Raw genomic sequence first — 13,416 nt, 5'->3', positions numbered from 1 at the left:
CGGGCACCTGTGGGAAAGGTGCGCATCAGGCGTTCCCTTTCACCTTGAGTTTAAGTTCCGCTGCAAAGGATAGCATGCGGTTGAGCGGCAGCAATGCCGCCTCACGCAATCCGGCATCGACATGGATCTCATGCTCGCTGCCGCCCTGCGCCAACCCCTCTGCAATGGCCTTCAGGCCGTTCATCGCCATCCACGGACAGTGCGCGCAGCTGCGGCAGGTTGCCCCTTCCCCGGCGGTCGGCGCTTCCAGCAGCTCTTTTTCCGGCACCGCCTGCTGCATTTTGTAGAAGATGCCACGGTCGGTGGCGACAATCATCTGCGGATGCGGCAGGCTTTTCGCCGCCTGGATCAGCTGGCTGGTGGAACCCACCGCATCGGCCAGATCGACAATCGCCTGCGGCGATTCGGGATGCACCAGCACCGCCGCTTCGGGATAGAGCGCTTTCATGCGTTGCAGCGCCTGGGTTTTGAATTCATCATGCACGATGCAGGCGCCCTGCCAGCACAGCACATCCGCCCCGCTTTTCTGCGTGACGTAGCGACCAAGATGGCGATCCGGCGCCCAGATGATCTTCTCGCCGAGGCTGTCGAGGTGTTCAATCAGCTCCACCGCGATGCTGGAGGTGACAACCCAGTCAGCGCGCGCTTTCACCGCGGCCGAGGTGTTGGCATACACCACCACGGTGCGATCCGGGTGCGCATCACAGAAACGGTTGAATTCTTCAATCGGACAACCGAGATCGAGCGAGCACTCCGCCTGTAACGTCGGCATCAGTACGGTTTTTTCCGGGCTGAGGATTTTGGCGGTTTCGCCCATAAAACGCACCCCCGCCACCAGCAGCGTCGAGGCGGGATGGGTACTGCCGAAACGCGCCATTTCCAGCGAGTCAGCCACGCAGCCGCCGGTCTCTTCCGCCAGCGCCTGGATTTCAGGATCGGTGTAGTAGTGCGCCACCATCACCGCATCACGCGCTTTTAGTAACCGTTTGATTTCAGACTTATAAAAGGCTTTTTCATCCTCGCTGAGACGCGCCGGTTTGGGAGGAAAAGGATAGATTGCGCTTTCAGGATCAAACATCAGGCTCATGACACGGCTCTCGGTTTTCTCAATTTAACAAAATTACCTTTTACGGTAATAAGACGACGTTAAATCCGCCATCGTGTTTTATATGCTAAACACGATAGCGGAAATGCGCGAGAGTGTCGTGCTTTTTTTATCCGGCTGTGAGCCGCTCAGCGTTTTGGCGTGGCTTCCAGTTCCAGCAGGAATGCCTTAACCCCAAGGCCACCCGCAAACCCGGTAAGTTTACCGTTGCTGCCAATCACCCGATGACAGGGGGCAACAATCGACAACGGATTTTTGCCGTTGGCGGCACCCACCGCGCGGACCGCTTTCGGATTGCCGATTTGCTCTGCAATCTGACGATAGCTACGGGTCTCGCCAAACGGGATGGTGATTAACGCCTGCCACACTTTTTTCTGGAACTCGGTGCCCACCGTGTCATACGGCAGCTCGAAATGCTGACGCTGGCCGGCGAAATATTCCCGCAGCTGACGTTCGGTTTCGCACAGGATGGGATGCTGATCATCGCGGCTGATCGGGCTAAGCGGGACGCGTTGCGAACCCTCATTTTCCCACAGAATCGCCGACAGCCCTTGATTGCTGGCGATTAACGTAAGGTCCCCGACCGGGGTCGAAACAATTTTTGCATGATACATGGTGCGCCTCCGGCGTGATATCTGGCGGCCATTATCGCACTTTTGCCAGCATAAACTGGCTGTTTTCGGTCATGCGGATAAACTGGTTATCTGTCCGAAAGCAGCGAGTTTTCTTACCCCGGCTGCGCGAGGATGCGGTTTATTTGATGGAGATGATGATGTTTGATCCCGACATTGCTTACCAGGCGCTGACGTCGCGCGATAGCCGTTTCGACGGCTTATTTTATGTCGGCGTGACCTCCACCGGCATCTATTGTCGCCCCATCTGCCCGGTTAAAGCGCCCATGCAGAAGAATTGCCTGTTTTTCTCCAGCGCCGAAGCGGCGGAGAAGGCCCACTTTCGCCCCTGCCTGCGTTGCCGCCCCGAACTGGCCCCAGGCTTCGCGCCGGTCGATAGCCATCACCGCATCGCCGATCGCCTGATTCGCCGCATTGAGGAAGGCTTGCTGGAGGAGCAGGAGACGCTGGCGGAGATCGCCACCGAATTTGGCCTGAGCGAGCGGCAGCTGCGCCGCGTGGTGCAGCAGGAACTCGGCGTATCGCCGCTGGAGCTGCGCCAGACGCGACGTATGCTGCTGGCGAAACAGCTGCTGACGGAGACCTCGCTGCCAGTGACCGAGATTGCCTATGCCAGCGGCTTTCGCAGCCTGCGGCGTTTTAATGATGTGTTTCAGGCGCGCTATCGTATGACCCCTACCCGTCTGCGCAAGCAAAGCACCCCCTCGCCGGACGCTCAGCTGGACGACAGCGCCGAGCTGCGGCTGAGCTACCGCCCCCCTTACGATTGGGACGCTATCCTTGGGTTTCTCCAGCAACGTGTGATGCAGGAGGTGGAATGGGTGGCCGAGGGCGCTTATCACCGTACCGTGGCGCTGGGAGGCCATCATGGCTGGATACGCGTCAGCCATTATCCTGAGAAGCAGGCATTGAAGGTGCGATTCACCACCAGCCTGACCCCGGTGCTGCCCGCCCTGCTGCGCCGTCTGCGCGATTTGTTCGATTTAGATGCGCAGCCACAGCGCATTGCCGATCAGCTGTCCCAGGACCCGCTGCTGGCGCCCAGTCTGACGCACTATCCGGGTTTGCGCGTCCCTGGGGCGTTCGACGGTTTCGAATTAGGTGTGCGGGCGATTCTCGGCCAGCAGGTGACGGTAAAAGCCGCCACCACGCTGAGCAGTCGCGTGGCGCAACGTTTCGGCGCTGCGATCGTTACTCCCTGGCCTGCGCTGTCGCGCCTCTCTCCCAGTCCGGAGACGCTGGCTGTCGCCACTCAGGATGATATCGCCAGCCTGGGGATTGTCAGCGCACGCGCGCAGGCAATCCTCGCCCTCGCGCAGGCCTGTGCCTCTGGCGCGTTACGTTTTAACGGTGCGGTAAATCCGGATGTTGTACAGCAGCAGCTGCTGGCGCTGAAAGGTATCGGGCCGTGGACCGCCAGTTATATCGCGATGCGCGCCCTGCGCTGGCCGGATGCGTTTCCTAAAGAGGATATCGCGATTCGTAATAATCTTGGCGGTGTGAGTGCGAAGGAGGCGGAGCAGCTGTCGCAGGTGTGGCGGCCGTGGCGCAGCTATGCGGTGCTGCATATCTGGAAGAGTCTGAGCGCAGTGCGCTAATTGGCCCGGTCGGCATTAATGCCGCCCCTACGTTATTTCGCAGGGTGCGAATGCATTCGCACCAGAAAAGCAAAAAGGCGCCTTTAGGGCGCCTTTCTACACTGGTGGGTCGTGCAGGATTCGAACCTGCGACCAATTGATTAAAAGTCAACTGCTCTACCAACTGAGCTAACGACCCGCTCGATGAGGCTTACAACCAGAACTACCAGATGGTGGGTCGTGCAGGATTCGAACCTGCGACCAATTGATTAAAAGTCAACTGCTCTACCAACTGAGCTAACGACCCATCGTGGTTGTAAAGCGAACTGAAGAAAACACTGAACCGACTGGAGGTTGAGATGGTGGGTCGTGCAGGATTCGAACCTGCGACCAATTGATTAAAAGTCAACTGCTCTACCAACTGAGCTAACGACCCATCTTCAGTGCTGCCGACACTTATTAAGATATGTCCCGGCAACGGCGGCATATATTACTGATTTAGCGGGGTAGCGCAACCCTTATTTTCCACCAACTGCCTCAATTGCTTACCTTTCATGCGGCAAGACCAGAAATCACACGAAATCCGGTCTTTACTGCATCAATTACAACCCGGCGAGACGTTTCTGAGCCAGTTTGGCAGATTCGCTGTTTGGGAATTGTTTGATCACTTGCTGGTAGACCGCCTTGGCTTTCGCCGTGTCGTTCTTCTCCTGCATGATCACACCAACCTTAAACAACGCTTCGGGCGCTTTAGGCGATTTGCCGTAGTTTTTTACCACAGTGGCAAAATAATAGGCCGCATCGTCCTTTTTGCCCTTGTTGTAAAACAACTGTCCCAGCCAGTAATTGGCATTCGGCTGATAGGTAGAATCCGGATAACGCTTCACCCATGCCTGCAACGCAGTAATGGCCTGATCGTACTGCTTCTTCTCCAGAATCAGCGCAACTGCCGCGTTGTAGTCGCTATTGGCATCACCGCTTTGCGTCGGTGCTGCATTCGCGCTACCACTGCTGCCCGCATCAGCGGCGGCTGCACCTGCACCTGCGCCTGCACCGGCCGCTGCTGCCGCATCACCACCACCACTGGCCTGAGCGCCGTTATTACCGCTGCTCAAACTGTCAATCTGCTGGTAGATCTGCTTCTGGCGCTCAACCACCTGGTTAAGCTGATAGGTGTTCTGCTGGATTTGCCCACGCAGCGAATCGATATCGCTTTGGTTGTCGCTCATCTGCTGCTGCAATTGTTGCAGAAGCTGAGCCTGGGCATTGGAGATACGTTCAAGAGTGGTGACACGGTCTTCGACCGAGCCTGAGCCAACGCTACTGATTGACGCCTGGGCATTAGCGGCCCAGGGGGCCGCTACACCAACCAGTAACGACAGACTCAAGATATGAAGTCTGAAGTTACTCATCATGTGATTATCTTAGTAAACCAGAACGGCACGACGGTTTTTGGCGTAAGCCGCTTCGTCATGACCCAGAACTGCCGGCTTCTCTTTACCGTAAGAAACGATAGACATCTGATCAGCTGACACGCCTTTACCCTGCAGGTACATTTTAACTGCGTTAGCACGACGCTCGCCCAGGGCGATGTTGTATTCCGGCGTACCGCGCTCATCCGCATGACCTTCGATGGTCACTTTGTAAGACGGGTTGCTACGCAGGAAAGCAGCGTGCTGATCCAGCATCTGAGCATAGTCAGACTGCACGTCATACTTGTCCAGACCGAAGTAAACAATGTTGTTCTGCTGCAGCTGCTGCATCTGCAGACGCGCCTGCTCGTCAGAAGACATGTTGCCGTTCTGGCCAGCACCGTTAGCGCCATCAGCACCCATACCGGTCTGGTCGTTGTTGTTATTTTTGTGTGAGCTACATGCAGCCACAGCCATGATCGGCAGAGCCAGCATCAAACCCTTCAGCACTTTGTTCAGTTGCATTTCTTTATCCTATTATATTGTTTGCCATACATATTCCCCCACTTCAGCGGGGGATTGATGCATCACAGATACGGCGACCAGGCAGGGGATTTCACCTGTCCATCAGTTGCCGGAAGACGCGCTTTGAAACGCCCATCGGTTGAAACCAACTGCAACACGGAACCCATCCCCTGAGTAGAGCTATAGATTACCATCGTGCCGTTAGGAGCCAGACTTGGCGTCTCATCCAGGAACGTGTCCGTTAACGTTTGAACGGCTCCCGTTTCCAGATCCTGTTTGGCGACGTGCTGAGCGCCACCGGCGCTGCTGATCATCACCATTGTTTTACCGTCGGTAGACACATCCGCATCCTGGTTCTGAGAACCTTCCCAGGTAATACGTTGCGGCGCACCGCCGTTAATACCAATCTTGTAAATCTGCGGCGCTCCCGCCTGATCCGAGGTATAAGCCAGCGTCTGGCTATCCGGGAACCAGGTCGGTTCGGTGCTGTTGTAGCGGCCATCAGTCACCTGACGTACCTGACCAGAAGCCAGATCCATCACGTACAGATTCAGGCTACCGGTTTTAGACAGCGCGAACGCCAGTTTAGAACCATCCGGCGAGAATGCCGGTGCACCGTTGTGACGCGGGTAAGAAGCGACCTGACGGATGGCACCGTTAGCCAGCGTCTGGATCACCAGCGCCGATTTGCCGCTCTCGAAGGTTACGTAGGCCACTTTGCTGCCGTCTGGCGACCAGGTCGGCGACATCAGCGGCTCCGGCGAACGGTGAACCACAAACTGGTTGTAGCCATCGTAGTCCGACACGCGCAGCTCATACGGGAACTGACCGCCATTGGTCTGCACCACATAAGCGATACGGGTACGGAATGCGCCTTTGATACCGGTCAGCTTCTCAAACACTTCGTCACTGGCCGTGTGTCCTGCATAACGCAGCCACTGCTTGGTCACTTTGTAAGAGTTCTGCGCCAGTACTGTACCTGGTGCGCCACCGGTATCCACCAGCTGATAAGCGATCTGGTAGCTGCCATCGGGGTTCGGCGTCACCTGGCCCACAACGACAGCATCAATACCCAGCGCGCTCCAGGCGGCAGGCTGAACCTGCTGCGCACTGGCCGGCTGCTGCGGCAGACGAGAACGATCCAGCGGATTGAATTTACCGCTGTTGCGCAGGTCGGCTGCGACGATGCCACCAATATCTTCTGGTGCAGCGCCCGGACCGGCCCACTGGAAGGGAACAACACCAATAGGGCGCGCAGTATTCACGCCCTGCGTAATTTCAATGCGCACTTCCGCGTGCAGCATCGCCGCCCACAGCAGTACAAAAAAACCTAAGGTTACACGAAGTGCCTGCTTCATCTTCTCTCCCTTATCTGAACCTGAGTTCATGATAATTCGCACTGTTCCTGAAAAAACACGAGTACTCATAGAGTACGGCAAGCTAACCTTAGTTCAACCTGCCGTACGATACTGCATCATTCCGGTTTGAAACGCATCGGGGCGTTTTTAAACACTTCATACACCGCCTGTGAAGGCGGCTTAGGAATATGGGCCTGTTTTGCTGCCGCGATTGCCGCCTGACACAACGCCGGGTCACCGCCTTCAGATTTCACATCAATCAGCAGACCATCCGGTGCCAGCTTGATGCGCAGGTTACACTCTTTGCCTTTGTAGGAATCAGCATCATAGAAGCGGCTCTGAATCGCGCCGACAATCTGGCCCATATAGGAGTTAATTTCAGCTCCTGAAGCACCGGCTTTCTTCTGGTTGCCCTGCCCTGCTGCGGCACCGCCACCTGAGGCGTTGCCACTTTTCGGCGCATTCTTACCAGACGAGAGTCCGCCTAACAGATCGTCAACGTCGCTTTCATTCTTCGCTGCGGCTGCCGCGGCTTTCTTCTTCGCGTCAGCGGCGGCTTTTGCTTTCGCCGCAGCATCCGCTTTCGCTTTGGCGGCCGCTTCTGCTTTCTCTTTGGCTTCGGTTGCGGCTTTTTCTTTCGCTGCTGCCGCCGCTTCCTCTTTGGCTTCTTTGGCTTCCTGCGCGGCTTTCGCCTTCGCATCGGCCGCGGCCTGCGCTTTCGCTTCCGCATCAGCCTTGGCTTTGGCCTGCGCTGCGGCTTTCGCTTCCTGAGCGGCTTTCTCTTTCGCCGCTGCGGCTGCGGCCGCTTTCGCCTGCTGATCCGCCTCTTTCTTCGCTTCTGCGGCAGCCTGCTTAGCCTGCTCTTCCGCCTGCTTCTTCGCTTCCGCCGCTGCCTGTTTGGCCTGTTCCGCAGCTTTCTGCTTCGCATCAGCGGCCGCTTTGGCCTGCGCATCCGCCTCGGCTTTGGCATCGGCTTTCGCCTGCGCTGCCGCGGCTTCCGCTGCTTTCTGCTGTTCCTGCGCCTGCTTCGCGGCGGCTTCGGCAGCTTTCTGCTGCTCAGCCTGCTGCTGCGCCTGCTCTTTCGCTTCCTGCTGCGCCTGCAGACGCTCCTTCTCCAGCTCTTTCAGACGCTGTTGTTCGGCGGCCTGCTTCTGCTGCAACTCTTCGGCCTGCTGCTGCGACTGTTTCTGACGCTGCTGCTCGGCACGCTGACTATCACTCTGCTGATTCTGCTGGCGATTGTATTGGTCGACCACGGCACCGGGGTCGACCATCACGGCGTCGATATCACTACCGCCACCGCCGCCGCTCGATTCGATCTTTTCGTTAAACGAGCTCCAAATCAGCAAGGCGATCAACACGATGTGCAGAATCACCGAAATGATTATCGCGCGTTTTAACTTCTCGTTTTGCTCGGTTGCCTTCGACACTCTCGGTTCCCAAAAACGGTTCGCTTTAAATCGGCTGCGTCATCAAACCGACAGATTTCACGCCAGCCTGATGCAGCAGGTTAAGCGCCTTGATGATTTCGTCGTAAGGCACATCTTTCGCGCCACCGATCAGAAAGACCGTCTTCGGATTGGCTTCCAGTCGGCGCTGCGCTTCGCTCACTACCTGCTCAGGCGGGAGCTGATTCATACGATCGTGATCCACCACCAGGCTGTATTGACCTACGCCAGACACTTCAACAATCACCGGCGGATTATCGTCGCTGGAGACCGTTTTCGAGTCGGTTGCATCCGGCAGATCCACTTCCACGCTTTGGGTAATGATCGGCGCCGTTGCCATAAAGATGAGCAGCAGCACCAGCAGCACGTCCAGCAGCGGAACAATGTTGATTTCCGACTTGAGATCGCGGCGCCCGCGACCACGGGTTCTGGCCATCGTTTACCTCGGCTTACTTCGTGTTGTCGGTGGAGAAAGCCTGACGATGCAGGATAGCCGTAAACTCTTCCATAAAGTTGTCGTAGCCCTGCTCCAGCTTATTCACGCGCTGGTTCAGACGGTTGTACGCCATTACTGCCGGAATTGCGGCAAACAGACCAATCGCCGTGGCGATCAACGCTTCGGCAATACCCGGTGCAACCATCTGCAACGTGGCCTGCTTTACAGCGCCGAGGGCGATAAAGGCGTGCATAATCCCCCACACCGTACCAAACAGACCGATATAAGGACTGATGGAACCGACGGTGCCGAGGAACGGAATATGGTTTTCCAGCGCTTCCAGCTCACGATTCATTGAGATACGCATCGCACGGCTCGCCCCTTCCACCACCGCTTCCGGGGCGTGGCTGTTGGCACGATGCAGACGCGCGAACTCTTTAAAGCCAGAATAGAAAATCTGCTCAGAGCCGCTCAATTCATCACGACGTCCCTGGCTCTCCTGATAAAGACGAGACAGTTCAATACCTGACCAGAATTTATCTTCGAACGCTTCGGCTTCACGCCCGGCAGCATTAAGAATGCGGGTGCGCTGAATGATGATTGCCCAGGAGGCAATGGAAAAGCCGATCAAAATCAACATGATAAGTTTGACCAGAAGGCTCGCCTTCAGGAACAAATCAAGAATATTCATGTCAGTCACTGCTTGAACTCCGCGACAATAGACTTGGGAAGCGCAATCGGCTTCATTAGATGTGGGTTGATGCAGGCAATCAGGACTTCTGCTTCATTGAGCACTTTGCCTTCTGCATTCACGATACGCTGCGAGAACGTCATGGTGGCTCGCGTCATTGAACTCACTTCGCTCTGGATTTCCAGAAGATCGTCAAGACGTGCTGCCGCAAGATAGTCCACCGTCATACGCCGCACCACAAAACAGATCTGCTGTTCCAGCAGGGTCTGTTGATTAAAATGGTGCTGGCGCAACATTTCGGTACGTGCTCGTTCATAAAAAGCGATATAGCTGGCGTGGTAAACCACACCACCGGCGTCGGTGTCTTCGTAATAGACCCGAACCGGCCAGCGAAACAGCGTTGTACTCACTCTACATCCCGGTATCATTTTAAACGTTGCTACTATACGCAAGTGGGATCGGCTTTGGAATGGTCCGCCAGAGTCAGGAGAAAATAATTATCACACGGTAACAACCGGAAGGAATTTCGGCAGATTTCTTGACCAGACGCTGACAAAAGCTCACATCAGCGCCTGAAATCGCAGCAAAAATGGGCAGGATTCGTCCTGGTGTTAATGATAAAACCAGATAATCCCCGCCAGCAAGACAATCATTGCCGGTAACGGGGTAAACAACGCCTGCCAGCGCAAGCGTTGCGGGCGAAAACCGGTGCCGTGAATCACCCCGGTACACACCGCCCAAATCAGGACCAACCCATGCCAGACTTCCAGCGCGCTGGTGTGCGCTGCGAAGCGCTTCGGATCCCAGAACACACAACCCGCGAGCCATAGCGCCAGCAGCAGTGAAAGGGCCCGTAACGGGCCCTTATCCATCAGACGATACAGTGTCTGAAACAGTTGGCGCATCAGGCTTTCTTATCCTGTGCAGCGCTATCTTCAGCACGCTCCAGCGCCAGTGCCGCAATCACACCGAACGAACAGGCCAGCAGGGTGCCAAGAATCCAGGCAAAATACCACATGGTCTTTCTCCTTAATCAGTACAGTGAGTGCGTATTGCTCTCAATGTGTTCTTTGGTGATGCGGCCATACATTTTGTAGTAGCACCAGGTGGTGTACAGCAGAATGAGTGGGACAAACACGATGGCGGCAAAGGTCATGATTTTCAGCGTCAGCGCACTTGATGTCGCATCCCACATGGTCAGGCTGGTACCCGGCACGGTGCTTGACGGCATGATGAACGGGAACATCGCAATACCGACCGTCATGATCACACCCGCTAAGGTCAGCGAAGAGAAGATAAATGCCCAGGCACCCTTCTCCGCGCGTGAACACAGAACGGTCAGCAGCGGCATTGCCACACCCAGTAACGGGAAGATCCACAGGATTGGCGTCTGCTCAAAATTAACCAGCCAGGCGCCCGCTTCACGGACCACATCTTTACCAAGCGGGTTAGACGCGGCATGGTGATCGATAACGCTTTTCACCACATAACCATCAATACCGTATTTCACCCACACGCCAGCCAGAATGAAGCACACCATCATCACTAACGCGGCAATCTGCGCAACCGAACGGGAACGGACATGCAGGTCGCCGGTGGTACGCATTTGCAGATAGGTCGCCCCCTGCGCCAGGAACATTGCCACGCTGATCACACCCGCCAGCAGACCAAACGGATTCAGCAGCTGGAAGAAGTTGCCGGTATAGAACAGGCGCAGATATTCGTCAGCATGGAAAGGTACGCCCTGCAACAGGTTGCCGAACGCAACGCCAATCACCAGCGGCGGAACGAAGCTGCCGAGGAAGATGCCCCAGTCCCACATACCGCGCCAGCGCACATCTTCAATCTTGGAGCGGTAATCAAAACCGACCGGACGGAAGAACAGGGACGACAGCACCAGAATCATCGCCACATAGAAGCCGGAAAACGCGGCGGCATACACCATTGGCCAGGCGGCAAACAGCGCGCCACCGGCAGTGATCAGCCACACCTGGTTGCCGTCCCAGTGCGGGGCGATGGTGTTAATCATGATGCGACGTTCGGTATCGGAGCGGCCCATAATGCGGACCAGCATCCCTACCCCCATGTCGAAGCCTTCGGTGACGGCAAACCCGACCAGCAGAATGCCAATCAGCAGCCACCAGATAAAGCGCAGCACTTCATAATCAAACATGGTAGCTCTCCTTATCCACGTACCGGTTGAGTCGATGCAGTGATCTGCTCATGGTGATAGCGGCCGGTTTTCAGGCTGCTTGGACCAAGGCGGGCAAATTTGAACATCAGATACATCTCCGCCACCAGGAACAGGGTGTAGAGACCGCAAATCAGAATCATTGAGAACAGCACATCTCCGGTGGTCAGCGACGAGTTGGCGACCGCCGTCGGCAACACCTCACCTACCGCCCACGGCTGACGGCCATACTCGGCGACGAACCAGCCTGATTCGATAGCGATCCACGGCAGCGGAATGCCGTACAGCGCCGCTTTAAGCAGCCACGGCCACTTGCCGATGCGATTGCGGAGCACACTCAGGAACGACAGCGCAATGATCGCCAGCAACAGGACGCCACACAGCACCATGATACGGAAGGCGAAATAGAGCGGAGCCACACGCGGGATCGAATCCTGCGTTGCTTTCTGAATCTGTGCTTCAGTGGCGTTTGCCACATCCGGCGTATAACGTTTCAGCAGCAGGCCATAGCCAAGATCCTGTTTGGTCTGTTCAAACGCGGTGCGTACCGCTGGATCTTTGCTGCCGCCACGCAGTTCGTTCAGCAGCGCGTAAGCTTTCATACCGTTGCGGATACGTACTTCATGCTGAGCCAGCAGCTCTTTCAAACCGGTCACCGGCGTATCGACCGATCGGGTCGCAATCAACCCGAGCAGATACGGGATCTGGATGGCGTATTTATTTTGTTGCGAATCCTGATCCGGGATACCGAAGAGCGTGAAGGACGCGGGCGCCGGTTGCGTTTCCCACTCGGCTTCAATGGCAGCCAGTTTCGTTTTCTGCACGTCACCCATTTCGTAACCGGATTCATCACCCAGCACGATCACCGACAGCACCGCGGCCATACCGAAACTGGCTGCAATGGCGAAGGAGCGTTTGGCAAAGGCGATGTCACGCCCTTTCAGCATGTACCAGGCGCTGATGCCCAGGATAAACATGGCACCGGTGGTGTAACCGGCAGCCACGGTGTGCACGAATTTCACCTGCGCCACCGGGTTCAGCACCAGCTCGGAGAAGCTCACCATCTCCATACGCATGGTTTCGAAGTTGAACTCGGAAGCAATCGGGTTTTGCATCCAGCCGTTCGCCACCAGGATCCACAGCGCGGACATGTTTGAGCCGAGCGCCACCAGCCAGGTCACCGTCAGGTGCTGCACTTTACCGAGACGGTCCCAGCCGAAGAAGAACAGGCCAACAAAGGTGGATTCGAGGAAGAACGCCATCAGGCCTTCGATGGCCAGCGGCGCACCGAAGATATCGCCGACGTAGTGTGAGTAATAAGACCAGTTAGTCCCGAACTGAAATTCCATCGTCAGACCGGTAGCCACACCCAGCGCAAAGTTGATACCAAACAACTTGCCCCAGAATTTGGTCATATCTTTATAGATTTGTTTACCCGTCAGGACGTACACGGTTTCCATGATCGCCAGCAAAAACGCCATACCCAGCGTTAATGGGACGAACAGGAAATGGTACATCGCCGTCAGGGCAAACTGTAAACGCGACAGCTCGACAATATCTAACATGATGACTCCTTGCTCCTCGCATGAACTCTCTCTGCGGGCGACAACGGCGAACGACAGGCATTGGCGTGCAGAATAAGAGTCAGGAACGACTGATTATTGATTCCAGTTTTGTTACCGACAGAACAGAGAAATCTGCTGCCCGAAGTGAGCGAGTAACAGTGACGAAAATTCCCTGAAAACGCATCGAAACAACCGATTTCAGACAGGAGTGAGAGAGGAGGCGGAAGAATTGATATAACAGCGCCTGGCACAAACTCCTGAAAACACGCGAAAAAGATTGAATTGATGTAGCGCAATTTAAACCGGTTGGGTTGCGCTTTGCCAGTGGTAAAGTTTGTTATAACTTCGTATTTATTGATCTGGATTAACGCATGAAATTTCCAGATATGTATTGTGGTGGTTGTTGTTAATTAGATGTCATAGGACGATGTCGTAATTAAGAAAATAATTACCTTTGCCGTAATTTTTTAACGCAG

The 13,416-nt window shown here is 55.7% G+C and carries 14 protein-coding genes and 3 tRNA genes; 1 reads left to right on the top strand and 16 read right to left on the bottom strand.

Annotation, left to right across the window (positions count from 1 at the left end):
* Positions 1 to 25 precede the first annotated feature (25 nt).
* Positions 26 to 1,087 carry a quinolinate synthase NadA gene (gene nadA / locus AC6I8V_RS05925; RefSeq protein WP_497844962.1) on the bottom strand — a complete coding sequence of 354 codons (1,062 nt, stop codon included), beginning with the start codon at positions 1,085 to 1,087 and terminating at the stop codon, positions 26 to 28.
* A 146-nt stretch (positions 1,088 to 1,233) separates the two neighbouring features.
* Positions 1,234 to 1,719 (bottom strand): methylated-DNA--[protein]-cysteine S-methyltransferase, encoded by a 486-nt coding sequence (locus tag AC6I8V_RS05920; protein ID WP_497844961.1) that lies wholly within the window; start codon positions 1,717 to 1,719, stop codon positions 1,234 to 1,236.
* 158 nt (positions 1,720 to 1,877) lie between these two features.
* Between AC6I8V_RS05920 and AC6I8V_RS05915 the strand changes: the two genes are divergently transcribed.
* Complete coding sequence (locus AC6I8V_RS05915; RefSeq protein WP_497845775.1) at positions 1,878 to 3,335, top strand: AlkA N-terminal domain-containing protein; 1,458 nt, start codon at positions 1,878 to 1,880, stop codon at positions 3,333 to 3,335.
* Between the two features lie 102 nt (positions 3,336 to 3,437).
* Here the strand turns inward: AC6I8V_RS05915 and AC6I8V_RS05910 are convergent.
* From AC6I8V_RS05910 to cydA, 14 genes are all read right to left on the bottom strand, one after another.
* A tRNA-Lys gene (locus AC6I8V_RS05910) sits at positions 3,438 to 3,513 on the bottom strand.
* A 32-nt stretch (positions 3,514 to 3,545) separates the two neighbouring features.
* Positions 3,546 to 3,621: transfer RNA gene (locus tag AC6I8V_RS05905), tRNA-Lys, on the bottom strand.
* Between the two features lie 53 nt (positions 3,622 to 3,674).
* A tRNA-Lys gene (locus AC6I8V_RS05900) sits at positions 3,675 to 3,750 on the bottom strand.
* Positions 3,751 to 3,916: 166 nt separating this feature from the next.
* Positions 3,917 to 4,729 (bottom strand): cell division protein CpoB, encoded by an 813-nt coding sequence (gene cpoB, locus AC6I8V_RS05895; protein ID WP_497844960.1) that lies wholly within the window; start codon positions 4,727 to 4,729, stop codon positions 3,917 to 3,919.
* 9 nt (positions 4,730 to 4,738) lie between these two features.
* Complete coding sequence (gene pal, locus AC6I8V_RS05890; protein WP_497844959.1) at positions 4,739 to 5,251, bottom strand: peptidoglycan-associated lipoprotein Pal; 513 nt, start codon at positions 5,249 to 5,251, stop codon at positions 4,739 to 4,741.
* A gap of 62 nt (positions 5,252 to 5,313) precedes the next feature.
* Positions 5,314 to 6,609 carry a Tol-Pal system beta propeller repeat protein TolB gene (gene tolB / locus AC6I8V_RS05885; protein WP_497844958.1) on the bottom strand — a complete coding sequence of 432 codons (1,296 nt, stop codon included), beginning with the start codon at positions 6,607 to 6,609 and terminating at the stop codon, positions 5,314 to 5,316.
* 116 nt (positions 6,610 to 6,725) lie between these two features.
* Positions 6,726 to 8,039, bottom strand: coding sequence for a cell envelope integrity protein TolA (gene tolA / locus AC6I8V_RS05880; RefSeq protein WP_497844957.1), 1,314 nt, complete (start codon positions 8,037 to 8,039; stop codon positions 6,726 to 6,728).
* Positions 8,040 to 8,064: 25 nt separating this feature from the next.
* Positions 8,065 to 8,493 carry a colicin uptake protein TolR gene (gene tolR, locus AC6I8V_RS05875; protein ID WP_013508310.1) on the bottom strand — a complete coding sequence of 143 codons (429 nt, stop codon included), beginning with the start codon at positions 8,491 to 8,493 and terminating at the stop codon, positions 8,065 to 8,067.
* A gap of 13 nt (positions 8,494 to 8,506) precedes the next feature.
* On the bottom strand, positions 8,507 to 9,193 hold the full coding sequence (gene tolQ / locus AC6I8V_RS05870; RefSeq protein WP_480369466.1) for a Tol-Pal system protein TolQ: 687 nt from the start codon (positions 9,191 to 9,193) through the stop codon (positions 8,507 to 8,509).
* Positions 9,190 to 9,612, bottom strand: a complete 423-nt coding sequence (gene ybgC / locus AC6I8V_RS05865) for a tol-pal system-associated acyl-CoA thioesterase (RefSeq protein WP_244989061.1) — start codon at positions 9,610 to 9,612, stop codon at positions 9,190 to 9,192. The genes tolQ and ybgC overlap by 4 nt, the downstream gene beginning before the upstream one ends.
* 183 nt (positions 9,613 to 9,795) lie before the next feature.
* Positions 9,796 to 10,089, bottom strand: a complete 294-nt coding sequence (gene ybgE / locus AC6I8V_RS05860) for a cyd operon protein YbgE (RefSeq protein WP_497844956.1) — start codon at positions 10,087 to 10,089, stop codon at positions 9,796 to 9,798.
* Positions 10,089 to 10,202: a cytochrome bd-I oxidase subunit CydX gene (cydX, locus tag AC6I8V_RS05855; protein WP_497844955.1), complete on the bottom strand. Its 114-nt coding sequence runs from the start codon at positions 10,200 to 10,202 to the stop codon at positions 10,089 to 10,091. The genes ybgE and cydX overlap by 1 nt, the downstream gene beginning before the upstream one ends.
* A gap of 15 nt (positions 10,203 to 10,217) precedes the next feature.
* Complete coding sequence (cydB, locus tag AC6I8V_RS05850) at positions 10,218 to 11,357, bottom strand: cytochrome d ubiquinol oxidase subunit II (protein WP_497844954.1); 1,140 nt, start codon at positions 11,355 to 11,357, stop codon at positions 10,218 to 10,220.
* Between the two features lie 11 nt (positions 11,358 to 11,368).
* A complete protein-coding gene (cydA, locus tag AC6I8V_RS05845) occupies positions 11,369 to 12,940 on the bottom strand; it encodes a cytochrome ubiquinol oxidase subunit I (protein WP_497844953.1) in 1,572 nt (523 codons plus the stop codon).
* Between the last annotated feature and the right edge of the window lie 476 nt (positions 12,941 to 13,416).

The organism is Pantoea sp. X-Soil-TKNS-1207 (assembly GCF_059730485.1).
The sequence above is the reverse complement of the archived record's forward strand: the minus strand, read 5'-3'. Positions and strand labels throughout refer to the sequence as shown.